General features: G+C 65.6%; 21 protein-coding genes. 17 read left to right on the forward strand and 4 right to left on the reverse strand.

The features are described from left to right. Positions 1 to 380 precede the first annotated feature (380 nt). Genes IFR23_RS16790 through IFR23_RS16805 form a run of 4 tightly spaced genes read left to right on the forward strand, consistent with a single transcriptional unit; the run spans position 381 to position 3,406 of the window. Entirely contained in the window at positions 381 to 1,631 is a 1,251-nt protein-coding gene (locus IFR23_RS16790) for a lipoprotein-releasing ABC transporter permease subunit (RefSeq protein ID WP_192976873.1), read from the forward strand. Continuing rightward, on the forward strand, positions 1,624 to 2,337 hold the full coding sequence (locus IFR23_RS16795; protein ID WP_192976874.1) for an ABC transporter ATP-binding protein: 714 nt from the start codon (positions 1,624 to 1,626) through the stop codon (positions 2,335 to 2,337). Before IFR23_RS16790 ends, IFR23_RS16795 begins: the two co-directional genes overlap by 8 nt. After that, positions 2,334 to 2,930 (forward strand): GNAT family N-acetyltransferase, encoded by a 597-nt coding sequence (locus IFR23_RS16800; protein WP_342344986.1) that lies wholly within the window; start codon positions 2,334 to 2,336, stop codon positions 2,928 to 2,930. Before IFR23_RS16795 ends, IFR23_RS16800 begins: the two co-directional genes overlap by 4 nt. Next, positions 2,927 to 3,406: a glutathione peroxidase gene (locus IFR23_RS16805; RefSeq protein WP_192976875.1), complete on the forward strand. Its 480-nt coding sequence runs from the start codon at positions 2,927 to 2,929 to the stop codon at positions 3,404 to 3,406. Before IFR23_RS16800 ends, IFR23_RS16805 begins: the two co-directional genes overlap by 4 nt. A gap of 221 nt (positions 3,407 to 3,627) precedes the next feature. On the opposite strand, the gene IFR23_RS16810 is transcribed toward IFR23_RS16805, so the two are convergent. Further along, the gene (locus tag IFR23_RS16810; protein ID WP_192976876.1) at positions 3,628 to 4,215 is read right to left on the reverse strand and encodes an HdeD family acid-resistance protein; all 588 of its coding nucleotides are present in this window, start codon (positions 4,213 to 4,215) and stop codon (positions 3,628 to 3,630) included. Positions 4,216 to 4,321: 106 nt separating this feature from the next. On the opposite strand from IFR23_RS16810, the gene dnaE reads away from it, so the two are divergent. The 6 genes from dnaE to rutA all read left to right on the forward strand — a co-directional run bounded on the left by dnaE (position 4,322) and on the right by rutA (position 12,755). Next, on the forward strand, positions 4,322 to 7,879 hold the full coding sequence (gene dnaE / locus IFR23_RS16815) for a DNA polymerase III subunit alpha (protein WP_192976877.1): 3,558 nt from the start codon (positions 4,322 to 4,324) through the stop codon (positions 7,877 to 7,879). 18 nt (positions 7,880 to 7,897) lie between these two features. After that, a complete protein-coding gene (locus IFR23_RS16820) occupies positions 7,898 to 9,490 on the forward strand; it encodes a long-chain fatty acid--CoA ligase (protein ID WP_192976878.1) in 1,593 nt (530 codons plus the stop codon). A 169-nt stretch (positions 9,491 to 9,659) separates the two neighbouring features. Next, on the forward strand, positions 9,660 to 10,388 hold the full coding sequence (gene rutB, locus IFR23_RS16825; protein ID WP_060527378.1) for a pyrimidine utilization protein B: 729 nt from the start codon (positions 9,660 to 9,662) through the stop codon (positions 10,386 to 10,388). A 112-nt stretch (positions 10,389 to 10,500) separates the two neighbouring features. Further along, positions 10,501 to 10,884 (forward strand): pyrimidine utilization protein C, encoded by a 384-nt coding sequence (rutC, locus tag IFR23_RS16830; protein WP_192976879.1) that lies wholly within the window; start codon positions 10,501 to 10,503, stop codon positions 10,882 to 10,884. Beyond that, entirely contained in the window at positions 10,884 to 11,672 is a 789-nt protein-coding gene (rutD, locus tag IFR23_RS16835) for a pyrimidine utilization protein D (protein ID WP_192976880.1), read from the forward strand. The genes rutC and rutD overlap by 1 nt, the downstream gene beginning before the upstream one ends. 9 nt (positions 11,673 to 11,681) lie before the next feature. After that, positions 11,682 to 12,755: a pyrimidine utilization protein A gene (gene rutA, locus IFR23_RS16840; RefSeq protein WP_192976881.1), complete on the forward strand. Its 1,074-nt coding sequence runs from the start codon at positions 11,682 to 11,684 to the stop codon at positions 12,753 to 12,755. 367 nt (positions 12,756 to 13,122) lie between these two features. Here the strand turns inward: rutA and IFR23_RS16845 are convergent, their stop codons facing one another. Continuing rightward, a complete protein-coding gene (locus tag IFR23_RS16845) occupies positions 13,123 to 14,901 on the reverse strand; it encodes a cation:proton antiporter domain-containing protein (protein ID WP_192976882.1) in 1,779 nt (592 codons plus the stop codon). A gap of 287 nt (positions 14,902 to 15,188) precedes the next feature. After that, complete coding sequence (locus IFR23_RS16850) at positions 15,189 to 16,409, reverse strand: NADP-dependent isocitrate dehydrogenase (protein WP_056055940.1); 1,221 nt, start codon at positions 16,407 to 16,409, stop codon at positions 15,189 to 15,191. A 142-nt stretch (positions 16,410 to 16,551) separates the two neighbouring features. On the opposite strand from IFR23_RS16850, the gene IFR23_RS16855 reads away from it, so the two are divergent. Beyond that, on the forward strand, positions 16,552 to 17,280 hold the full coding sequence (locus tag IFR23_RS16855; RefSeq protein WP_060527374.1) for a phosphatidylserine decarboxylase: 729 nt from the start codon (positions 16,552 to 16,554) through the stop codon (positions 17,278 to 17,280). After that, positions 17,280 to 18,125 (forward strand): CDP-alcohol phosphatidyltransferase family protein, encoded by an 846-nt coding sequence (locus tag IFR23_RS16860; protein WP_192976883.1) that lies wholly within the window; start codon positions 17,280 to 17,282, stop codon positions 18,123 to 18,125. The genes IFR23_RS16855 and IFR23_RS16860 overlap by 1 nt, the downstream gene beginning before the upstream one ends. Here the strand turns inward: IFR23_RS16860 and IFR23_RS16865 are convergent. After that, positions 18,064 to 18,297 carry a hypothetical protein gene (locus IFR23_RS16865; protein ID WP_056489532.1) on the reverse strand — a complete coding sequence of 78 codons (234 nt, stop codon included), beginning with the start codon at positions 18,295 to 18,297 and terminating at the stop codon, positions 18,064 to 18,066. The genes IFR23_RS16860 and IFR23_RS16865 overlap by 62 nt on opposite strands. Before the next feature lie 325 nt (positions 18,298 to 18,622). On the opposite strand from IFR23_RS16865, the gene rpsB reads away from it, so the two are divergent. From rpsB to IFR23_RS16890, 5 genes are all read left to right on the forward strand, one after another. Next, positions 18,623 to 19,477, forward strand: coding sequence for a 30S ribosomal protein S2 (rpsB, locus tag IFR23_RS16870; RefSeq protein WP_133029272.1), 855 nt, complete (start codon positions 18,623 to 18,625; stop codon positions 19,475 to 19,477). 89 nt (positions 19,478 to 19,566) lie between these two features. Next, entirely contained in the window at positions 19,567 to 20,499 is a 933-nt protein-coding gene (gene tsf / locus IFR23_RS16875) for a translation elongation factor Ts (RefSeq protein ID WP_192976884.1), read from the forward strand. A gap of 412 nt (positions 20,500 to 20,911) precedes the next feature. Then, positions 20,912 to 21,640 carry a UMP kinase gene (gene pyrH / locus IFR23_RS16880; protein WP_056066004.1) on the forward strand — a complete coding sequence of 243 codons (729 nt, stop codon included), beginning with the start codon at positions 20,912 to 20,914 and terminating at the stop codon, positions 21,638 to 21,640. Between the two features lies 1 nt (position 21,641). Then, the gene (gene frr, locus IFR23_RS16885) at positions 21,642 to 22,199 is read left to right on the forward strand and encodes a ribosome recycling factor (protein WP_056055952.1); all 558 of its coding nucleotides are present in this window, start codon (positions 21,642 to 21,644) and stop codon (positions 22,197 to 22,199) included. Between the two features lie 2 nt (positions 22,200 to 22,201). Then, positions 22,202 to 22,960 carry an isoprenyl transferase gene (locus IFR23_RS16890; RefSeq protein WP_192976897.1) on the forward strand — a complete coding sequence of 253 codons (759 nt, stop codon included), beginning with the start codon at positions 22,202 to 22,204 and terminating at the stop codon, positions 22,958 to 22,960. Positions 22,961 to 22,971: the final 11 nt, after the last annotated feature.

The following is a 22,971-nucleotide window of genomic DNA, read 5'->3' on the forward strand; positions in this document are numbered from 1 at the left end:
CAAGCAAACGCCCGGACCGTTGCCGATCCGGGCGCCTGCGTGACGATCGCTCGTCAGCCCCCATTTTTTTGCTCTCGCATCTCGTCTTGCGACGGAGCGGAAAAGCAGTCCCCGAACCACGGCCGTTGCCTGTGTCTCAGCGAGTTTGTTGCTAGTTACGTCGGTGGATTTTGTCACGGTCTTTGCGCGGGGCGGCTTACGATTGAACTGCGCCTGTGGCGCTTACGCAACAGACCAATCTAGACACTTCCGGATCGGGACTAATCCGGTTCGATCCGGGGAGGTCGTTGCACCTCGCCGGCAGGCCCGACAGTTGCCTCGCAACGGGCCGCGTCCTAGAGCCGCTGCACTGTATCCCTAACGATCGAACCTGGCCGCCCATGATCCTGTCCCGCTACGAACGGATGATAGCCCGCCGCTATCTGCTGCCGGGCAAGGGCGAGGCATTCATCTTCCTCGTCGCCTCGATCAGCCTGGTCGCGGTCATGCTCGGCGTCGCCGCGCTGGTGATCGTCATGAGCGTGATGAACGGCTTCCGTGCGGAACTGTTCGACAAGATTGTCGGGCTGAACGGCCATGCGGTGGTGCAGGGCGTAGGCGGGCGTCTTCCCGACTGGCGCGAGATCGTCGCGCAGGCGCAGAAGACTCCCGGCGTGACCAGTGCCGTGCCGCTGATCGAGCAACCGCTTGCCGCCACCTATAATGGTCGCGCCGAGGCGGTGCTGGTGCGCGGCATGCGCGTCGACGACATCCGGCACAACTCGACGATCCAGAGCAAGGTCGTCATGGGCAACCTTTCGAGCATCACGACGGGCAGCGAACGGATTGCAATCGGCTCGCGCCTCGCCGAATCGCTTGGCGCGCAGGTCGGCTCGCAGGTCGCCATCTTCAGTCCGCTCGGCCAATCGACGCCGTTCGGCACGGTGCCTCGGATCGTGACCTATACGGTCGGCGCGATCTTCGAGATCGGCGTTTATGATTACGACAAGGCGTACATCATCATGCCGATCGAGGACGCGCAGACGCTCCTCCTGATGGGCGACGCCGCCGGCATGGTCGAGCTGAAGACGGTCGATGCGGACCGCGTCGGCGAGATCCTGAAGCCGCTCGCGGACAAGATCGGCGGCAACGCGGTGATCGCCGACTGGCGGACGATGAACGCGCAGCTGTTCGAGGCACTCGCGGTCGAGCGCGTCGCGATGTTCACCGTGCTGTCGATCATCATCCTGGTCGCGGTGTTCAACATCCTCTCGTCGCTGATCATGCTGGTCCGCGCCAAGACGCGCGACATCGCGATTTTGCGAACGATGGGCGCGACGCGCGGCTCGATGATGCGGATCTTCATCGTCGTCGGCACGACCATCGGTGCGCTCGGCACGGTCGCCGGGCTCGTGCTCGGCTTCATCTTCCTGTTCTACCGACAGGGCGTGGTGAACTTCGTCCAGCTCGTCACCGGCCAGAATTTGTGGGATCCGTCGATCCGCTACCTGACCGAACTCCCATCGAAGACCGACCCCGTCGAGATCATCGTGATCGCACTGATGGCGCTCGTCTTCAGCTTCCTCGCAACGCTCTATCCGGCCTGGAAAGCGGCGAGTACCGACCCCGTGCAGGTGCTGCGTTATGAATGAAGGCCTTCGTATCGACCGCCAGATCGAGAAGTTCGACGATTATGTCCTCCAGACCAGCGGACTGACCAAAAGCTTCACGCAAGGTGGCGCGACCATCGACGTGCTGCGCGGTGTCGACCTCGCGATCGCGCCGGGCGAGATCGTCGCGCTGCTCGGACCGTCGGGCTCGGGCAAGTCGACGCTGTTGCAAGCCGTGGGCCTGCTCGAGGGCGGCTTCCAGGGATCGATCAGGATCGCCGGCACCGAGGCGGCCAGGCTCAACGCGCATGAGCGTACCGTGGTGCGCCGTGACAGCCTCGGCTTCGTCTATCAGTTCCACCATTTGCTGCCGGACTTCAACGCGACCGAGAACGTCGTCCTCCCGCAGCTCGTCCACGGCGCGACGCGGGTCGAGGCGGACAGGCGGGCAGCGGAATTGCTGACCCAGCTCGGTCTCGGCCACCGCCTGACGCATCGCCCGAGCCAGCTATCCGGCGGCGAGCAACAGCGCGTCGCGGTCGCCCGCGCGCTCGCCAACAAGCCCGCGCTGGTGCTGGCGGACGAGCCGACCGGCAACCTCGACGAACACACCGCCGACATCGTCTTCGCGGAGTTCATCCGCCTGGTTCGCGAACAGGGCACGGCGGCGGTGGTCGCGACGCACAACGAGCGGCTTGCGGCCCGCATGGACCGCGTGCTGCGACTGCACGAGGGACGGCTGGCGTGACCTGGGGCGAGACGCCGACGCTGACCGGGCGTCACGTCACGCTCCGCCCGCTGGTCGCCGACGACATGGACGCGCTGGTGGCGGCGGCGTCGGCGGACAATTTGTGGGACACGTTCTACGCCAACGTCTCGATGATGAAGGCGCCCGACCGCTGGCTCGCCGCCGCGTTGCGCGAGCAGGACTTTGGGCGGGCGCGGTTGTTCGCAGTAGTGGTTGGCGGGACCGTGGTCGGCACCACGCGCTTCATGCGGATGAACGAGCCGAACAAGCGCCTCGAGATCGGCGGCACCTTCTACGCCAGGTCCGTCCAGCGCACCGGCGTCAATACCGAAGCCAAGCTCATGCTGCTGACCCACGCGTTCGACGCACTCGGCTGCGAATGCGTCCAGATCCGCACCGACTCGCTTAACAAGAACTCACAGCGCGCGATCGAACGTCTCGGCGCCAAGCGCGACGGTGTGCTCCGCGGGCATCAGGTGATGGCCGACGGTCGCTTGCGCGACACGGTGGTCTACAGCATCCTCCGCCACGAATGGCCCGGCGTGCGTCAGAACCTGACGTATCTGCTGGCCCGCAACGAGGACCGCCCATGACCGCGATCACCGACTTCACCGTGAAGAGCGCCGATGGCAGCGCGGCGTCGCTCGAACCGTATCGCGGCAAGGTGCTGCTGATCGTCAACACCGCCTCGAAATGCGGCTTCACCCCGCAATATGATGGCCTCGAAGCGCTGCATCGCGATTATGCTGATCGCGGGTTCGAAGTGTTCGCGTTCCCGTGCAACCAGTTCGGCGGGCAGGAGCCGGGGGATGCGGCGGAGATCGCCAATTTCTGCACGCTGACCTATGACGTGACGTTCCCGGTATTCGCGAAGGTAGACGTCAACGGGGCAGGGGCGGACCCGCTGTTCGAGCGGCTGAAGTCGGATGCGCCGGGCGTGCTTGGCTCGAAGGCGATCAAGTGGAACTTCACTAAGTTCCTGGTCGGGCGCGACGGGGAGGTCGTGGATCGCTACGCCCCAACAACTAAGCCAGAGGACATCCGCAAAGATATCGAGAAGCTGCTGTAGAAGCCGTCACCCCACATTTGGCACCACCCCGGCGAAGGCCGGGGCCCAGTTGGAAAGGTCGCAGTAACGTAGTGCTGACCGCAGTCGGCTACGTCCCCCAACTGGGCCCCGGCCTACGCGGGGTGGTGGGGTTGAGGTGGCTCATCCAACAGAAGCTTGTTCCCCCGCGAAGGCGGGGGCCCAGACTGGACTCCCGCCTTCGCGGGAGAACAATCAGGCGCTCACGCCGAAAACGCCGGCGCGCCCTTCTTATGCGCCAGCGCCGAAGCAACCGACGTCACCCCACCAAACAAAAAGCTGATCCCCAGCACATACCCCGGCAACGTCAACGCCGACCAAGGCAGCGTCGCCAGCACGATCACCGCCAGCACGATGTTCACCACACCAAGCGCGATCATCAGCCTCTTACCCCGCCGAAACCGCGCACCAAGCCCAATCTCCAACGCGCCCCGCACACCAAGCCAAACCGCAATCAGCAACGTCAGCGAGATCGCCCCCGTCGCCGGCTCGAACGCCATGATCAGTCCGATCACCAGCGACACCAACCCAAACCCGATCGCATAGCCGCGCCCCTCATGCCCCTTGCCGGCAAACCCCGACACGATCGATACGATCCCGGCGGCGATGAAGAACGCCCCGATCACCAGAGTCGCGGCATAGGTCGCGGAAAACGGCGACGCGAACGCCATGATCCCGAGCACCACCGACAGCACGCCGTAAGCCAGGATCCACCCCCAGCCGGCCCCCGCACGCGGCGTTCCCGCAGCAGTAGTTTCGGTATCGGCAAAGCGCCCGCGTGGATCGGTCATGTAGAATGCTCCCAGAAGTCCCCGCCGCAACGGCTCGTCGTGTCCACGGTTCCGATCGGACTCATCCCCGCTGGTCGAATCACGCCGCAGCGCCTACCTCCGGTCGATGCATTCCGGTTACGTCCCCCTCCGCGTTTTCTCCTGCTACACCATGCTCGACGGCGCCATCGATCCCAAGGCGATCGCCAAGCAGGCACGCGCGCTGGGCTTTCCCGCCGCCGCGCTGACCGATCGCAACGGGCTCTACGCCGCGATGGCCTATTCGGATGCTGCCAAGAAGGACGGCGTCCAGCCGATCATCGGCGTCATGCTCGGCGTCGGGCGCCCCGACATGCCCGACGGCGTCGCGACGCAGTTCGACTGGCTCGCGCTGTATGCGCAGAACATGACGGGCTACGACAATCTCTGCGCGCTCGTCTCGATGGCGCATCTCGACCGCCCGATCGAGATGCCCGCGCACGTCGATTTCGCCGCGCTCGAACGCCACACCGACGGCCTGATCGCGCTGACCGCAGGCGGCGAAGGCGGCCTCGCCCGGTTGTTCGCGGAAGGCCAGCCCGCCCGCGCCCGCGCCTATCTCGATCGCCTCCAAGGCCTGTTCGGCGACCGCCTCTACATCGAACTCTCGCGCCGCAACGACGCGATCGAGACGGCCGCCGAAGCCGACCTCATCGACATCGCCTACGACCGCAACCTCCCGCTGGTCGCGACCAACCCGTGCTGCTTTACCGAGAGCGCATTCGGCGACGCGCACGACGCCATGCTCTGCATCGCGCACTCGACCTATGTCGAGACCGAGGACCGCATCCGCAGCTGCCCCGAAGCCTGGATGAAGCCCGCGCCGGTGATGCACGAGATGTTCGCCGACCTACCCGAGGCGATCGCCAACACGCTCGTCGTCGCGCAGCGCTGCGCGGTGATGGCACCGTATCGGAAGCCGATCCTCCCCAGCCTCGCCGGCGATATCGAGGGCGAGGCAAAGCTCCTCCGCGACGACGCCGAAGCCGGTCTCGAGGCACGCCTCGCTCGCATCACCGAACTTCACGGTGAAGGCGAGGACGGCTGGCGCGATGTCTACCGCAAGCGGCTCGCGTTCGAAGTCGACGTGATCGTCCAGATGGGCTTCCCCGGCTATTTCCTGATCGTCGCAGACTTCATCAAATGGGCGAAGGACCACGACATTCCCGTCGGCCCGGGCCGTGGCTCGGGCGCGGGCTCGGTCGTCGCCTGGTCGCTGACCATCACGGACCTGGACCCGATCAAGCTCGGCCTGCTGTTCGAGCGATTCCTGAATCCAGAACGCGTGTCGATGCCCGATTTCGACATCGATTTCTGCGAAACCCGCCGCGTCGAGGTGATCCGCTACGTCCAGGAGAAATACGGCCGCGATCAGGTCGCGCAGATCATCACCTTCGGAAAACTGAAGGCGCGCGCGGTGCTCAAGGACACCGGTCGCGTGCTGCAGATGAGCTACGGCCAGATCGATCGTCTCGCCAAACTGGTCCCGAACCACCCGACCGACCCCTGGACGCTGGAGCGCGCGCTGAACGGCGTCGGCGAACTGGCGAAGGAATACGCCAACGACAACGGCGTCCGGAAGCTGCTCGATCTGGCGATGAAGCTGGAGGGCCTGCCGCGCCACTCGTCGACGCACGCCGCCGGCGTGGTGATCGGCGATCGGCCGCTTGCCCAGCTCGTTCCGCTCTACCGCGACCCGCGCTCCGACATGCCTGTCACGCAGTTCGACATGAAATATGTCGAGGGCGCCGGCCTCGTGAAGTTCGATTTCCTCGGCCTGAAGACGCTGTCGGTGCTCCAAAAGGCGGTGCAACTGCTCGCCAAGCGCGGCGTGACGGTCGATCTCGAGGCGCTCGAATGGGACGATGCGGGTGTCTACGCGCTCCTGCAAAAGGGCGACACGGTCGGCGTGTTCCAGCTCGAGTCGGAGGGCATGCGCCGCACGCTGTCCGCGGTGCGCCCGTCCAATTTCGGCGACATCATCGCGCTCGTGTCGCTCTACCGACCGGGCCCGATGGACAACATCCCGTCGTTCGGCCGCCGCAAGAACGGCACCGAGGCGATCGACTACCCCCACCCGCTGCTCGAACCGATCCTGTCCGAGACCTACGGGATCTTCGTCTACCAGGAACAGGTCATGCAGGCCGCGCAGGTGCTCGCCGGCTTCTCGCTCGGTGGCGCCGATCTGCTGCGTCGCGCGATGGGCAAGAAGGTGAAGGCCGAGATGGACGCGCAGCGCGCGGGCTTCGTCGAGGGGTGTCTCACGGTCAACGGCATCAAGAAGGCCGAGGCGAACGCGCTGTTCGACTTGATCGACAAGTTCGCCGGCTATGGCTTCAACAAGAGCCACGCCGCCGCCTACGCGCTGCTCGCGTACCAGACCGCATGGCTGAAGGCGCACCACCCGCACGAATTCTTCGCCGCGTCGATGTGCTACGACCTCCACCAGACCGACAAGCTGGCGATCTTCACGGACGACATGCGCCGTCTCGGGATCACCGCGCTGCCGCCGTGCATCAACGCCAGTCAGGCCGAGTTCGACGTCGAGGTTCTGCCCGACGCCCAGGAAGAAGCTTGTTCACCCGCGAAGGCGGGTGCCCAGACTGGGTCCCCGCCTTCGCGGGGAAACAATCTGGCGGTTCGCTACGCGCTAGGCGCCCTCAAGAGCGTAGGCGAAGGCGCGATGGAAAAGCTCATCGTCGAGCGCGTCCAGAACGGCCCGTTCGCCGGCCTCGACGATCTCGCCAAGCGCGTCGACCCGCGCTTGCTCAACAAGCGCCAGCTCGAAACGCTCGCCGCTGCCGGCGCCTTCGACGGCCTCGACCAGAACCGTGCCGGCATCCACGCCACCGCCGAGACGATCCTCGCGATCGCCGCGCGCACGCACGAACAGAAGACCAGCGGGCAGGGCGGCCTGTTCGGTGACGCCGAACCCGCCGGGGACGCGATCAAGCTCCCGCCCTCGGTCCGCTGGACGCTCAGCCAGCGCATGGACCAGGAGAAGGAGGCGTTCGGTTTCTATTTCTCCGCGCACCCGGTCGATCGCCACCGCCACATCGCGGTCAGCCACGGCGCCCGCGCCTACACCGCGCTGTCCGAACTCAACATCCCCGACGACGGCAGCCGCGCCGGCGCGACGATGGCGGTGCTGGTCGAGGACGCCCGCTACCGCACGTCCGCGCGCGGCAAGCGCTTCATGATGGCGCAATGCTCCGACGCCAGCGGCCAGTTCATGGCGACCTGCTTCGACGACCAGGTCTCGAAGGATCTCGAAGAGGCAGCAAAGGCCGGCGGCTGCGGGCTCATCACCGTCGAGCTCGATCGCAAGCCCGGCGAGGACACGCCGCGCGTCAGCATCAAGCGCATCCAGCCATTCGAGGGCCTCGCCAACCTCGCGCGCTTCCAGGTGGTCGTGACGATCTCCGACATGGCCGCGTTTGCAGGCCTCGCGTCGTTGCTTGCCGAACACCGCGGCGCGCGCGGCGAGGTTCGCGTGCGCGCGCAACTGCCCGACGGCGAGGTCTGCATCCTGCTGGGTCGCGACTTCCTGCTCGACGGAGAGCTTGTCGAGCACATCGAGTCGTTGCACGGTGTCGCCAAGGTGGAGATGAAGACCTCGGAAACGAGGCTCGCTCTGGTCGGTTAACAGCTTGGGAGAGCATGAATGCTGGGCGGAATGCAGGATTTCGAGCTTCGTGTTCCCCGCCTGATAGACCACGCGGCGCGGGAGCATGGGGCGAGGGAGCTCGTCAGCTACTGGGCCGACGGTCGCGAGACACGCACCGACTGGGCCGGCATCGCGCGCGACGCCCGCAAACTGGCCCAAGCACTCGAAAAGCTCGGCGTAGCGCCCGGCGACCGGGTCGCGACGCTGGCCATGAACCACGCCCACCACCTGGTCGCCTGGTACGGCACGATCGGGATGGGCGGCGTGATCCACACGATCAACCCGCGGCTGTTCGACGAACAGCTCGTCTACATTGCCAACCACGCCGAAGACCGCGTGATGCTCTACGACAAGGCGTTCCAGCCGCTGGTCGATCGCCTGCGGGGCCAGTGGGGCAGCATCCGCCACTATATCTGCTTCGATGATCTTGGCCCCGACGGTTTCCAGGCGGTGCTCGACGCCGAGGACGGCGACTATGACTGGGTCGAGGGCCCAGAGCGCGAGCCGTGCATGCTCTGCTACACCAGCGGCACCACCGGCAATCCCAAGGGCGTGCTTTACACCCACCGCTCGACGCTGATCCACGCGATGGCCGAGGTCGCGCCGTGGGTGTTCGATCTCTCCCCCAACGCGGTCGTGCTTCCGGTCGTGCCGATGTTCCACGCCGCCGCCTGGGGGCTGCCGTTCGCCTGTGCGCTCTCGGGGGCGAAAGTCGTCTATTCAGCGGTCAACGATCCGGCCGTGCTGTGCCGACTGATGAACGACGAGAAGGTGACGCATTCCGCCGGCGTGCCGACCGTCTGGCTGGCGATGTTCGGTCACATGGACGCGACCGGTGACGCGCCCGCGCATTTGCGGCTGGTCACGATCGGCGGCTCGGCCGCGCCGCGCGCGATGATCGAGCGGATCATGGGCATGGGCGCCACGGTAAAGCACCTCTGGGGCATGACCGAGACCTCGCCGATCGGCACCGCCGGCTTCGCGCCCCCACACTGGGAGGACATGAGCCACGAGGAGAAGCTCGATCTCGTCGGCAAGCAGGGCAGCGTCCCGTTCGGCATAGAACTCCGCATAATCGACGACGAAGGCACGGTCCTCCCCCGCGACGGCAAGGTCGCCGGCAGGTTGCAGGTGAGGGGCCCCTGGGTAGTCCAACGCTATTTCGGCGCCGACGAGGACGCGGTCGACGCTGACGGCTGGTTCGACACCGGCGACGTCGCGATGCTGCATTCGGATGGCACGATGCAGATCACCGATCGCTCAAAAGACGTCATCAAATCCGGCGGCGAATGGATCAGCTCGGTCGACCTGGAGAACGCGGCGGTCGGCTGTCCGGGCGTGGCGGAGGCGGCGGCGATCGGCATTCACCATCCGAAATGGGACGAGCGCCCGCTGTTGCTGGTAGTCCGCAAACCCGGCAGCGACGTCGGAGAAGCCGAGATCCGCGACCACCTGGCCAGGCACGTCGCCAAATGGTGGCTCCCCGACGCGATCGTGTTCGTCGACGATCTGCCGCATACGGCGACGGGCAAGCTCCTCAAGACAGCCCTACGCGAACGCTTCAAGGACTTCACGCTGGCGACGGCTTAATCTCCCCCGTCATGCCGGGTTCGTCCCGGCATCCACCGGCCCTTGAAGGCGGGAGCCCAGTCTGGGTCCCGCCTTCATGGGGAACATGCTCGTCCGCGTGATCGGGGGCGCCGCACCCCCCGATCATTTCGCACTTGCACAATTCCCGCGATGCAGCGAGCTTGTCACAATGACCGAGGCCACCCCGATCATTCGTACCGGCGCGAACGAGGCGAACGCCGTCACGTTGCCCGCACGGCCGGAAGCGCTCCGCCTCGATCCCGCGGAAACCGCGGTCGTCGTCATCGACATGCAGAACGCCTACGCCTCCCCCGGCGGCTACGTCGACACGGCCGGCTTCGACATCGCAGGCTCAGCCGGCACCATCGCCCAGATCGCCAAGGTCCTGGACACCGCCCGCGCGGCGAAAATGCCCGTCGTGTTTCTCCAGAACGGCTGGGACCCCGACTATGTCGAGGCCGGCGGCCCCGGCTCTCCAAACTGGCACAAGTCCAACGCGCTGAAAACGATGCGCGCGCGCCCCGAACTCCACGGCCAGTTCCTCGCGCGAGGCGGCTGGGACTATGAGATCGTCGACGCGCTCGCTCCCCAACCCGGCGACATCCGCGTCCACAAAACCCGCTACAGCGCGTTCTTCAATTCGCAGCTCGACAGCATCCTGCGCAGTCGCGGCATCCGCAACATCGTCTTCGTCGGCATCGCCACCAACGTCTGCGTCGAAAGCACGCTGCGCGACGGCTTCCACCTCGAATATTTCGGCGTGATGCTGGAGGACGCGACGCACCACCTCGGCCCGCCCGAGATGCAGGCGGCGACCGTTTACAACGTCGAGAAGTTCTTCGGCTGGGTCAGCACGGTCGGCGATTTCTGCGGTTCGTTCGGGCAGTTGCCGAAGTGACCCTTCCTTGTTCCCTCGCGAACGCGGGGGTCCAGGAATCACGAACGCGACCGCCCGCAACCCTGGACCCCCGCCTCCGCGGGGGAACGGCGATGACTTGAAAGGAAAGCAGATGCCGTTCGAAGCCATCAACCCACCCCAGTTCCCGACCCCGATCGCGCCCTATTCGGCCGCCGCGAAGGCCGGCAACACGGTCTACGTCTCGGGCGTGCTGGCACTAGGCGAGGGCGGCACGGTCCTCCATGTCGGCGACGCCGCTGCCCAAACCCGCGCCGTCCTCGATACCATCAAGACCACGCTCGAGGCCGCCGGCGCGACGCTGGCCGACGTCGCCTTCAACCACATCTTCCTGAAGGACCTCCCCGACTACGCCGCCTTCAACACGGTCTACGCCGAGTATTTCCCCGGCCCCAAGCCCGCGCGCTACTGCATCAAGACGGACCTCGTGAAGCCCGACTGCCTCGTCGAGATCGCCAGCATCGCTCATCTCGCCTGATGGGGATCGCAGGCGGCATCCATTGGGAGGAATACGGCCAGCCCGACGGCCCCGCGATCCTCCTGTCGAGCGGCCTCGGCGGCTCGGGCAGCTATTGGCAGCCGAACCTCGCAGCGCTCGGCGCCGGTCACCGCGTCATCACCTACGACCACCGCGGCACCGGCCGCTCCGACGCCCACGTCCCCGGCGACCTGACCGTCGACGCAATGGCCGCCGACGTCGTCGCGCTCATGGACGCGATCGGGCTCGAGTGCTGCACCTTCATCGGTCACGCGCTCGGCGGCCATATCGGTCTCGCGCTGGCCCTGTCCGCGCCCGAACGGCTCGAACGCCTCGTCGTCATCAACGGCTGGGCCAAGCTCGACCCGCATACCGCGCGCTGCTTCGATACCCGGCTCGCGCTGCTGAAAGACAGCGGCCCGCGCGCGTATCTCCACGCGCAACCGCTGTTCCTCTACCCGCCGCAATGGATTTCGGACCATCACGACCGGATTCAGGACGAGGAGGAGGCGATGCTCGCGCATTTCCCCGGCGCGGAAATGATTCAGCGACGCGTCGCGGCAGTGCGCCGGTTCAACATCGCCGGCCGGCTCGACGAGATCCGCGTCCCGACGTTGCTGGTAGCCTCGGACGACGACATGCTCGTCCCCCCGTCCGCGTCCGAGAAACTTGCCGCCGGCATCCCCGGCGCGCAGCTTGCGCGGATGGCGGCGGGCGCGCACGCCTGCAACGTGACGCGCGCGGAGCATTTCAACATGTGGCTGCTCGACTGGCTCGACGGCGAATAGGAGCGGCATATGCAGGTCGGCGTCTTCGTGCCCATCAACAACAATGGCTGGCTGATCAGCGAGAACGCGCCGCAATACAAACCGAGCTTCGACCTCAACAAGGCGATCGCGCAGGCGGCCGAGAAGCACGGGCTCGATTTCCTGCTGTCGATGATCAAGCTGCGCGGGTTCGGCGGCAAGACCGAATTCTGGGACTACGGGCTGGAGAGCTTCACGCTGATGGCCGGGCTCGCCGCCGTCACCGAAAAGATCAAGATCTACGCGACCTGCGCCACGCTGCTCGTCCCGCCCGCCTATGCCGCGCGGATGTGCAACACGATCGATTCGATCAGCCACGGGCGGTTCGGGCTCAACCTCATCACCGGCTGGCAACCGCCCGAATATACGCAGATGGGCATGTGGCCCGGCGACGAACATTTCCGCAATCGCTACAAGATGCTCGACGAATACGCGCACATCCTCCGCGAGCTGTGGGAAGAGGGGACGTCCGACTTCAAGGGCGACTATTACCAGATGACCGACTGCCGCGTCTGGCCCAAGCCGACCGGCGACATGAAGATCATCTGCGCCGGCTCCTCCGACGACGGCTTGGCGTTCTCGGCGAAATGGGCCGACTACGCGTTCTGCCTGGGCAAGGGCGTCAACACCCCGACCGCTTTTGCGTTCAACAACGAGCGGCTGGCCGCCGCGACCGCGAAAACTGGCCGCGACGTGCAGATCTTCGTCCTGATCATGATCATCGCCGCCGAAACCGACGACGAGGCGATGGCGAAATGGAAGCACTACAATGCCGGCGTCGACGTCGACGCGATCGCTTGGCTGATCGATCAGGGCGCCAAGGACACGCACAACGCGGACACCAACGTCCGCCAGCTCGCCGCCCCCGAAGGCGCGGTCAACATCAACATGGGCACGCTTGTCGGCTCGTACGAAAGCGTCGCGCGGATGCTCGACGAGATGGCCGCCGTCCCCAACACCGGTGGCGTGTTGCTGACGTTCGACGATTTCCTGGAGGGGGTGGAAGCATTTGGGACGCGTATCCAGCCGCTGATGAAGAGCCGCAAAGGTGTCGTCCCAGGCTGAAGTAGCCGCTTGTCGGCCTAACCCGCCCCGACCGTCTTTTGTCTCGCCCTCTCGCACCGGGAGAGGGAAGTGCCTCGCGGCGTCTTCGCCGTGGGAAGGGTGAGGGCAAGAGGATAGCGCCTGACGAAGCGATCACCGCGCAACCACCACCCCGGCGAAGGCCGGGGCCCAGTTGGGAAACGAAGATAATGGAAGCCAGCCCTCCGTTACGACCACCTTTCCGCTTGGACCCCGGCCTCCGCCGGGGTGGGGGGGGCGCGATTTGGGGCAAGGTCCCGTGAGCCAACAGTGTTTCCCCGCGAAGGCGGGGACCCAGACTGGACTCCCGCCTTCGCGGAAGAACAACCTGCTCACGGAACAGCGGAGGTTACACCGCGCGAGGCGTCCGCTTCGCTTTGCGAATCCGAGGCTCGGCAATCATGTCCGCCGCCTTCTTGATCTCCTGCCGAAGCTCATCCCGCTTCTCATGGATCGAAGCGATCACCGGCCCCATTGCCACCCCCAGATCGACCAGCACAGCCTCCGCCAGCTGCAACGAACTCTCCAGCGTCTCCGGCACCGCATCCGTAACACCAGCCCGGTACAGCTCCGCCGCATGCGCCGTATCCCGAGCCCGCGCCACGATCGGCAAGTCCGGCGCCAGCGCCCGCACCCGCCGCGCCAGCCGCACCGTCAACACCGGATCGTCCATCGTGAGGATCAGCGCCTTGGCGGTATGCAGCTTGAGCCGATCCACCAGCTCCGGGCGCGCCACGTCCCCGAACAACACAGGATGCCCCTGGGCCCGCGCGGCCTCGACGGAATCGATATCCGCCTCCACGGCAACGTACTTCTGTCCGTGGACCGCCAGCATGTCTGCCACCATCCGGCCCACGCGACCAAAGCCGATCACGACGGTTCCCGGTCCATCGTCGTCGATCTCGATATCGCCAGCATCGGCACCCGACCGGCTTTCGAGTTGACGCGAAACGGTGCGGCCGAGCTTTGCCAGCAGCGGCGTAATCGTCAGCCCGATCGCAGTGACGGTCTGCCAGAAAGCGGCGGTCGACGGCATGATCAACTGCGCCTGCGCGGCCGTCGCAAGCACGATCAGCGTCGTCTCGGAAGGGCTACCCATGAGCAACCCCGTCTCCGCCGCAACGCCGCGCCGCGAATTGGCGACGCGCAGGAACAGGAACGTCACGATCGCCTTGGTCGCCACCACGCCCGTCACGGCCAGCAGCAACGACGGCCAGTTCTGCGCGATCAGCCGTAGGTCGAGACTCATGCCGACGGTGATCAGGAACACACCGAGCGCGAGCCCCTTGAACGGCGCGGTGATGACCTCGACCTCGCTGTGATATTCGGTCTCGGCGATCAGCAACCCCGCCAGCAGCGCGCCGACGATCGGCGACAGCCCGGCGGCCGTTGTCGCGACGCTGGCGACGATCACCACCAGTAGCGACGCGGCCAGGAACAGCTCAGGGCTCTTGGTGCGCGCGGCCTGCCCGAACAGCCGGGGCAGGACGACCCGCCCGCCGATATACATCGCGACGACGGTCAGCCCGCCGCGCAGCCCGACACCGGCGATGTTCGACCAGCCGTCCGCGCTCGCTGTCGGCGCCAGTGCACCAAGCACGAAGATGATCGGGACGAGCGCCAGATCCTCGAACAACAGCATCGCGAACGCACCACGCCCGACCGCGCCGGTGGTGCCGACGAGCGGCAGGACCAGAGCCGTGGACGACAACGCGAGGGCAAACCCCAGTCCGATCGCGCCCGCCCATTCCTGGCCGATGAAGTGAAGCGCCACGCCGATGATCAGCGCCGAGCCGATCAGTTCGGCGGCGCCGGTGCCGAACACGAGTTGCTTCATCGACCACAGTCGCTTGAACGAGAGCTCGAGGCCGATCGAGAACAGCAGCAGGATGATGCCGAACTCGGCGAACGGCTCGATCGATTCCGGGTTCGAGATGGTCAGGTAATAGAGCCACGGCGCGGAGCCGGTGAGCGAGCCCAGCCCCGCGGGGCCGACGAGCAGCCCAACCAGGATGAAACCGATGACCGGGCTAACCCTGAACCGCGCGAACGCGGGGATGACGAGCCCGGCCGCGCCAAGAATGACGAGCGCGTCGCTGAAACCTTGATTGTCGAGCCGTAATGCCATGCGTGCGACCTTAGGGGACGCATGATGGATTTGTCAGGAAGAAATACTGCGTGATCGAGAGGGGAGGGCGCCGGTAGCTATTATCGCTTCGGACGATGCGCCCCCCCCGGCGAAGGCCGGGGTCCAGTTGGTGAGGTCGCGGTAACGAAGCGCGGCGGCGATCAGCGACGTTGCCCAACTGGACCCCGGCCTTCGCCGGGGAGGTGCGCAGGATGGCCAAGCACAAACCCGAAGGCGCATGCTCGATTAGGTAGCCCCGCTCCCGTTTCCGGGAACGGGGCGCCAGGTCAGGCCCAGTTGGCCATTTCCGTCTCGAGGTTCGACCGCACCTGCTCGAAGAACTGCTCGGTCGTCATCCAGGGCTGGTCCGGCCCGATCAGGATCGCGAGATCCTTGGTCATGTGGCCGTTCTCGACCGTCTGGACGCAGACGCGCTCGAGCGTCTCGGCGAACTTCGTCACGTCGGGCGTATCGTCGAACTTGCCGCGATACTTCAGGCCACCGGTCCACGCGAAGATCGACGCGATCGGGTTGGTCGAGGTCGCCTTGCCCTGCTCGTGCATGCGGAAGTGACGCGTGACGGTGCCGTGCGCCGCTTCGGCCTCGACGGTCTTGCCGTCCGGGGTCAGCAGGATCGAGGTCATCAGGCCGAGCGACCCGAAGCCCTGTGCGACCTGGTCCGACTGGACGTCGCCGTCATAGTTCTTGCAGGCCCAGACGAACTCGCCGTTCCACTTCAACGCCGATGCGACCATGTCGTCGATCAGGCGATGCTCGTAGACGATGCCCGCTTCCTTGAACTTGTCCTTGAACTCGGCCTCGAACACCTCGGCGAACAGGTCCTTGAAGCGGCCGTCATAGGCCTTGAGGATCGTGTTCTTGGTCGACAGGTACACCGGCCACTTCAGGTTGAGGCCGTAATGCATCGAGGCGCGCGCGAAATCGCGGATCGAGTCGTCGAGGTTGTACATCGCCATCGCGACGCCCGCCGACGGGAACTGGAACACCTCGCGGTCGATGACCGTGCCGTCGTCGCCTTCGAAGACGAGACGCAGCTTGCCGGGACCCGGGACCAGATAGTCGGTCGCGCGGTACTGATCGCCGAATGCGTGACGGCCGACGACGATCGGGTGCGTCCAGCCCGGGATCAGGCGGGGCACGTTCTTGATCACGATCGGCTCGCGGAAGATGGTGCCGCCGAGGATGTTGCGGATCGTGCCGTTCGGCGACTTCCACATCTTCTTCAGGCCGAACTCGGTCACGCGCTGCTCGTCGGGCGTGATCGTCGCGCACTTGACCGCAACGCCGTGCTTCTGCGTGGCGAGCGCGCTGTCGATCGTGACCTGGTCGTCGGTCGCGTCGCGATGCTCGACGCCGAGATCGTAATAATCGAGCTGGATGTCGAGATACGGCTTGATCAGGCGCTCGCGGATCCATTCCCAGATGATCCGGGTCATCTCGTCGCCATCGATCTCCACGATCGGATTCTTTACCTTGATCTTCGCCATATCCGGGTCCTTCGGGGGAGGGGTTTGGGGAGCGTCTAGGGGAGCATGCCGCGGCGATCAACCGCTGGCCAACCGTTGGTGCTGTAAGGAAAAGCCGGTTCATCGTTGTATCGCGCGTCGTGCACGGATAGACCCGCAGGTTATGGCATCGCTCGACAAGCCGCCCGTCACGACCTCCACGGTCAAATGGCGATTTCCCGCAGTCCATCCGGAGGGCCACAAATACGTCGCGATCGCGACCGGCATCACGCTGCTGCTGACGATTCTCAGCCACGTGCTGTTCTGGCCGATGGTCGGCGTCGTGATCTGGGTCGCGACGTTCTTCCGCGATCCGATCCGCACCACTCCCCAGGGCGAAGGCCTGATCGTCGCCCCCGCCGACGGACTGATCACGATGATCCAGCGCGTGCCGATCCCGCGCGAACTCGCCGGCGAGAACGGTCTCGGCGACGCACCGCTGGTCCGCGTGTCGATCTTCATGTCGGTGTTCGACGTGCACATCAATCGCACCCCGATCGCCGGGACTATCCGCCAGGTGGTCTATATCTCGGGCAAGTTCCTCAACGCGGATCTCGACAAGGCGAGCGACGAAAACGAGCGCCAGCATTTCGTCGTCGAGGACCGCAACGGCATGCGGATCGGCTTTACGCAGATCGCCGGCCTGGTCGCACGCCGCATTCTCGGCTTCGTGAAGGCCGGTGACATGGTCGCGGTCGGCCAGCGCATCGGCCTGATCCGGTTCGGCAGCCGAGTCGACGTGTACTTGCCCGATCACGTCGTGCCACAGGTGTGCCTCGGTCAGCGTAGCATCGCGGGTGAGACCGTGCTCGGTCGCGTCGGTGGCGTTCCGGTCGGTGGTATCGCGCAGTGATGGACCGCGACGGTTCGACCGATCCGATCGAGGAGCGGGGCCGGGGGCGGTTCGGTCGCACACGTCGGGCACCGCGCGGACTTCCCCTACGCGCCGTCGCTCCCAACGCGGTTACCGCGCTAGCCCTGTGCTCGGGCCTCAGCGGCGTGCGATTCGCGATCGGTGGGCAATGGGAAAGCGCGGTCGCGATGATCATGGTCGCGGGCGTGCTCGACGGCCTGGACGGCCGGATCGCCCGGATGCTGCACGGTGAAAGCCGGTTCGGCGCCGAGCTCGATTCGCTCTCCGACGCAATCTCATTCGGCGTTGCGCCTGCCCTGATCGTCTATCTCTGGTCGCTGACGGCGTTGCCGCGCGTCGGCTGGATTTGCTCGCTGATCCTGGCCGTGTTCTGCGCGTTGCGTCTCGCACGCTTCAACGCAAAGATCGACGAGAGCCACCAGCCTCACAAGTCGGCGGGCTTTCTTACCGGCGTTCCGGCTCCGGCCGGCGCGGGACTTGCGCTGATGCCGATGTTCTTCTGGTTCTGGACCGACGAGCCCAGGTTCGCGTCGCCGTATTTCGTCGCGCCTTGGGTCGCGTTCGTCGCGCTACTGATGGTGTCGAGTATCGCGACCTATTCGTGGAGTTCGGTCAAACTCCGCAGCAACATCCGGTTCGAGGCCATCGCGCTCGTCGTACTGCTCGGCGCCGCCATCGTGAGCGCGCCGTGGCATACGCTCAGCATCATCTGCGTGCTCTACCTGCTCTCGATGCCGTTCAGCATCGCGAGTTACGCAAAGATCAGGCGGCAGCGTTCCAGCGGCGGGCGGGCACCGGAGCCGACGTCGAAGCCCAGCGCCTGACCGCGATCCGGCGCTCCGCAACGGCCAGCGTGCGGAGTGGCTGGAACGCGGGTTCGACGTTGCCCATCGCGAGGCGGACGATACGGTCCCACTGCGGCGCGATCGACGAGACGATCATCATGCCCGCGACCGCGAATGCACCAGCAAAAACCATGAAGCTCAGAACCAACATCACGTCCGCCTTCCTATGAGTTGCGAACAAATTCCTAATATCCGCAAACACTTGGTCAGAAACATCGTTCCACTCGTCGCATTTCGAATCCCGTCATGCCGGGGTGATTCCGCGCCGAGTCGAACGTCTGTTCCCCTCTGAGCCCTTTATGTTCTCATTGCGTTCCGTGAGTCAAGCGGGCCTTGTGCGATTGCTTTTCGAATAGAGCCACGCTAAGGGCCGCGCCTCTAACCCCGCATGGGAGGCATCATAGCCCGGTGCGTCACGGTCATTCGGCCACGACGTCATCCGCTTCCCAGAGGCACAACCGGAAGGATATATCCCTATGGCGGCTCCAGTCGTCTCCATGCAGCAGCTCATCGAAACGGGCGCGCATTTCGGCCACCAGACTCATCGGTGGAACCCCAAGATGAAGCCTTACATCTTCGGTGATCGTAACGGCGTCCACATTCTCGACCTCTCGCAGACCGTGCCGCTGTTCGCGCGCGCGCTCGAATTCGTCTCGTCGGCTGTAGCCGGTGGTGGCAAGGTCCTGTTCGTCGGCACCAAGCGCCAGGCACAGGATCCCGTCGCCGACGCAGCGCGTCGTTCGGGCCAGCACTTCGTCAACCATCGCTGGTTGGGCGGCATGCTCACCAACTGGAAGACCATCTCGGGTTCGATCAAGCGCCTCAAGACGCTCGAGGAAATGCTGTCGGGCGACACCGTCGGCCTGACCAAGAAGGAAGTTCTCCAGCTCACCCGCGAGAAGGACAAGCTCGAGCTTTCGCTCGGCGGCATCCGCGACATGGGCGGCATTCCCGACGTGATGTTCGTGATCGACGCGAACAAGGAAGAGCTGGCGATCAAGGAAGCGAACACGCTGGGTATTCCCGTCGTCGCGATCCTCGATTCGAACGTGTCGCCGGACGGCATCGCCTTCCCGGTTCCCGCGAACGACGACGCAGCCCGCGCCATTCGCCTGTACTGCGAGGCGATCGCGATCGCAGCGACGCGCGGCGGCCAGGAGCAGCAGCGCCGCACCGGTGCCGACATCGGCGCGATGATCGAGCCGCCGAAGGAAGAGGCGTTGAGCGCAGACCCCGTCGTCGAGGCATCTGCCGACACGACCGAGGCTGCGGCGAACGCCGACATCGCTGCCGAGCTGGCAGCCGAGGGTGAGCGCCAGATCGACGCATAAGCGTCGTCGCCGAACCGTCATGCGGGCGGGGTAGGGCGAAAGCTCTGCCTCGCCCGCAACCATATTCAGACCTAAAAAGGATTAGAGACATGGCCGATATCACGGCAGCAATGGTCAAGGATCTGCGCGAGAAGAGCGGCGCGGGCATGATGGATTGCAAGAAGGCGCTGAGCGAGAACGCCGGCGACATGGAGCAGGCAATGGATTGGCTGCGTACCAAGGGGCTCGCAGCCGCCGCCAAGAAGTCCAGCCGTACCGCGGCCGAGGGCCTGGTCGGCGTCGCCGTGTCGGGCACCAAGGGTGCCGCGGTCGAAGTGAACTCGGAAACCGATTTCGTCGCGAAGAACGACCAGTTCCAGTCGTTCGTCCGTGACGTCACGCAGATCGCGCTCGCAACGGGTGGCGACATCGAGGCGCTGAAGTCGCAAGCGATGCCATCGGGCAAGACCGTCGAGGAAGTCCTGACGAACAACGTCGCGACGATCGGCGAGAACCAGTCGCTGCGCCGCTCGCGCACGCTGGAAGTCAGCAAGGGTGCGGTCGTTCCGTACATCCACAATGCAGCGGCCCCCGGCCTCGGCAAGATCGGCGTTCTCGTCGCGCTCGAGTCGGAGGCTTCGGACGAGGTTCTCCAGGCACTCGGCAAGCAGCTCGCGATGCACATCGCAGCCGCGTTCCCGAAGGCGCTCAACGAAGCCGACCTCGACGAGTCCGAGATCGAGCGCGAGCGCGCGATCGCGACCGAGAAGGCCGCCGAGTCGGGCAAGCCTGCCGACATCATCGCCAAGATGGTCGAGGGCGGCATCGCCAAGTACCGCAAGGAGCATGCTCTGGTCAGCCAGCTGTTCGTGATGGACGGCAAGACCAAGATCTCCGACGTCGTCGCCAAGGCCGGCAAGGATGCCGGCGCCGATATCAAGCTGGTGGACTATGTCCGCTTCCAGCTCGGCGAAGGCATCGAGAAGGAGCAGTCCGACTTCGCAGCCGAGGTTGCTGCTGCTTCGGGCGTGCCCCAGGCGTAAGCTGACTGCCTCCCTCGCCCCCACGGGGAGAGGGAAGGGGCCCGCGGCCACTTGGCCGTGGGAAGGGTGAGGGGAGTGGTGAGGTCTCGAACCTCACTCCCCCTCATCCGGCCCTGCCGGGCCACCTTCTCCCCGAGTGGAGAAGGGTAGCGGGGTAGCCTTCGGGCTGCCTCGTCATCCCCGCGTAGGCGGGGATCCATATACTCCGGAGCGGGTGATCCATTGGGACGCCAGCCCAAATGGGTTCCCGCCTCCGTGGGAATGACGATAATTCTCTGGTGCGCGAGTTTCGCGAACGACGATTTTCCGTCCGATCTCCACCCAGTTTCGATGCACGCGCCGCACGGCGCTTCACATCCTAGGCCTCGCCGCCTAAGGTCCGCGCCGCCCCGCCAATCACAATTCGAGATTTATGACGCCTCCGCGCTACAACCGTATCCTGCTGAAACTGTCGGGCGAAGTCCTGATGGGGCCGTCGGGTCTTTCGATCGATCCGACCGTCACCGCGCGCGTCGCGCAGGAGATCGCGGACATCAAGGCGAAGGGCTACGAGATCTGCATCGTCGTCGGTGGTGGCAACATCTTCCGCGGCATGGCGGGGGCGGCACGCGGCATGGACCGCGCGACCGGCGATTACATGGGCATGCTCGCGACCGTCATGAACGCGCTCGCCGTGCAGAACGCGCTGGAGCAGATCGGCGTGGACACGCGCGTCCAGTCGGCGATCCCGATGGCGTCGGTGTGCGAGCCGTTCATCCGTCGTCGCGCCGAGCGTCACCTGGAGAAGGGCCGCGTCGTGATCTTCGCGGCGGGCGTCGGCAGCCCCTATTTCACCACCGATTCTGGCGCCGCGCTGCGTGCTGCCGAGATGAAGTGCGATGCGCTGTTCAAGGGTACTTCGGTCGACGGCGTCTACAACGCCGACCCGAAGACGCACCCGGACGCAGTGCGCTACGAAACGGTCACGTACAGCCGCGTGCTGTCCGACGACCTCAAGGTCATGGACGCGAGCGCGATCGCGCTGTGCCGCGACAACAATATCCCGATCGTCGTCTTCAACATCCGCGAACCCGGCAATCTCGCCGCGGTGCTGGCGGGTGATGGCGTGTCGACGATCGTCCAGAACGAGCAGGAGCTTTAAGATGGCCGCATACGACAAGACCGACCTCGAACGCCGCATGGCGGGTGCCGTCGAAGCGCTGAAGAGCGATCTCGCAGGCCTGCGCACGGGCCGCGCGTCGACCGCGCTGCTCGATCCGGTGATGGTGACGGTGTACGGCTCGTCGATGCCGCTGAACCAGGTCGCGACCGTGTCGGCGCCAGAGCCGCGGATGCTGTCGGTGCAGGTCTGGGACAAGTCGAACGTCGGCCCGACCGACAAGGCGATCCGCTCGGCCGGCCTCGGGCTCAACCCGATCGTCGACGGCCAGACGCTGCGTCTGCCGATCCCCGACCTGACCGAGGAGCGCCGCAAGGAGCTCGCCAAGCTGGCCGGCCAGTATGCCGAGAAGGCGCGTATCGCGGTCCGCAACGTCCGTCGCGACGGGATGGATTCGCTCAAGGTCGACGAGAAGAAGGGCGTGTTCGGCGAGGACGAGCGCAAGCGTCACGAGACCGAAGTCCAGAAGCTGACCGACAGCATCATCGCCGAGCTCGATGCGACCGCGACCGCCAAGGAAAAGGAAATCCTGGGCAAGTGAGATTGCAGGCCTCCTCGGCCGCGCCGCTCGCTGCTGTTCCTGTGGGTGCCGTTCCTGCGGGCGGTGCGGTGCCGCGCCATGTCGCGATCATCATGGACGGCAATGGCCGCTGGGCGAAGAAGCGGTTCCTGCCGCGCTTCGCCGGGCACAAGGCCGGCGTCGAGGCGGTGCGCAAGGTGACGCGCGCCGCGCGCGCGATGGGGATCGAGGCGCTGACGCTGTACGCGTTTTCGTCCGAGAACTGGCGGCGTCCAGCCGAAGAGGTCAGTGACCTGATGGGGCTGCTGCGGCATTTCATCCGCAGCGATCTCGACGAACTCGCGCGCGAGAATGTTCGGCTGCGCGTGATCGGCGATTACCATAGCTTTTCGCCCGATCTGGTGGCGATGGTCGATGACGCCATCGCGCGGACTGTGGGGAATAGCGGGCCGATCTTGGCGATCGCGTTGAATTACGGCGCGCATGCCGAACTGGTGACGGCCGCGCGGCGTCTGGCGGAGCGGGCGCGCGATGGTACGCTGGATCCGGCGAGCATCGATGAGGCGACGATCGAGGCGGAACTCGACACGCATGACCTCCCGCCGCTGGACCTGATGATCCGGACGTCAGGCGAGCAGCGTCTTTCGAACTTCCTGTTGTGGCAGGCGGCGTATGCCGAATTGCTGTTCGTCGACACGCTCTGGCCCGACTTCGATGCGGCCGCGCTCGCCGATGCGGTCGCGGCGTTCGGTCGGCGTCAGCGCCGCTACGGTGGTCTGTGAGCCTTACCGAC

Source organism: Sphingomonas sp. CFBP 13603, assembly GCF_014892665.1.
Lineage (GTDB): Bacteria > Pseudomonadota > Alphaproteobacteria > Sphingomonadales > Sphingomonadaceae > Sphingomonas.

Excerpts from the sequence above, each read along its gene's own strand:
- IFR23_RS16795 (WP_192976874.1), top strand. The coding sequence starts at position 1,624 with ATGAATGAAGGCCTTCGTATCGACCGCCAGATCGAGAAGTTCGACGAT.
- IFR23_RS16810 (WP_192976876.1), bottom strand. The coding sequence starts at position 4,215 with ATGACCGATCCACGCGGGCGCTTTGCCGATACCGAAACTACTGCTGCG.
- IFR23_RS16845 (WP_192976882.1), bottom strand. The coding sequence starts at position 14,901 with ATGGCATTACGGCTCGACAATCAAGGTTTCAGCGACGCGCTCGTCATT.
- IFR23_RS16790 (WP_192976873.1), top strand. The coding sequence starts at position 381 with ATGATCCTGTCCCGCTACGAACGGATGATAGCCCGCCGCTATCTGCTG.
- frr (WP_056055952.1), top strand. The coding sequence starts at position 21,642 with ATGGCCGCATACGACAAGACCGACCTCGAACGCCGCATGGCGGGTGCC.
- tsf (WP_192976884.1), top strand. The coding sequence starts at position 19,567 with ATGGCCGATATCACGGCAGCAATGGTCAAGGATCTGCGCGAGAAGAGC.
- IFR23_RS16855 (WP_060527374.1), top strand. The coding sequence starts at position 16,552 with ATGGCATCGCTCGACAAGCCGCCCGTCACGACCTCCACGGTCAAATGG.
- IFR23_RS16865 (WP_056489532.1), bottom strand. The coding sequence starts at position 18,297 with ATGTTGGTTCTGAGCTTCATGGTTTTTGCTGGTGCATTCGCGGTCGCG.
- IFR23_RS16850 (WP_056055940.1), bottom strand. The coding sequence starts at position 16,409 with ATGGCGAAGATCAAGGTAAAGAATCCGATCGTGGAGATCGATGGCGAC.
- IFR23_RS16860 (WP_192976883.1), top strand. The coding sequence starts at position 17,280 with ATGGACCGCGACGGTTCGACCGATCCGATCGAGGAGCGGGGCCGGGGG.
- rpsB (WP_133029272.1), top strand. The coding sequence starts at position 18,623 with ATGGCGGCTCCAGTCGTCTCCATGCAGCAGCTCATCGAAACGGGCGCG.
- IFR23_RS16805 (WP_192976875.1), top strand. The coding sequence starts at position 2,927 with ATGACCGCGATCACCGACTTCACCGTGAAGAGCGCCGATGGCAGCGCG.
- pyrH (WP_056066004.1), top strand. The coding sequence starts at position 20,912 with ATGACGCCTCCGCGCTACAACCGTATCCTGCTGAAACTGTCGGGCGAA.
- dnaE (WP_192976877.1), top strand. The coding sequence starts at position 4,322 with ATGCATTCCGGTTACGTCCCCCTCCGCGTTTTCTCCTGCTACACCATG.
- IFR23_RS16820 (WP_192976878.1), top strand. The coding sequence starts at position 7,898 with ATGCTGGGCGGAATGCAGGATTTCGAGCTTCGTGTTCCCCGCCTGATA.
- rutD (WP_192976880.1), top strand. The coding sequence starts at position 10,884 with ATGGGGATCGCAGGCGGCATCCATTGGGAGGAATACGGCCAGCCCGAC.
- rutB (WP_060527378.1), top strand. The coding sequence starts at position 9,660 with ATGACCGAGGCCACCCCGATCATTCGTACCGGCGCGAACGAGGCGAAC.
- rutC (WP_192976879.1), top strand. The coding sequence starts at position 10,501 with ATGCCGTTCGAAGCCATCAACCCACCCCAGTTCCCGACCCCGATCGCG.
- rutA (WP_192976881.1), top strand. The coding sequence starts at position 11,682 with ATGCAGGTCGGCGTCTTCGTGCCCATCAACAACAATGGCTGGCTGATC.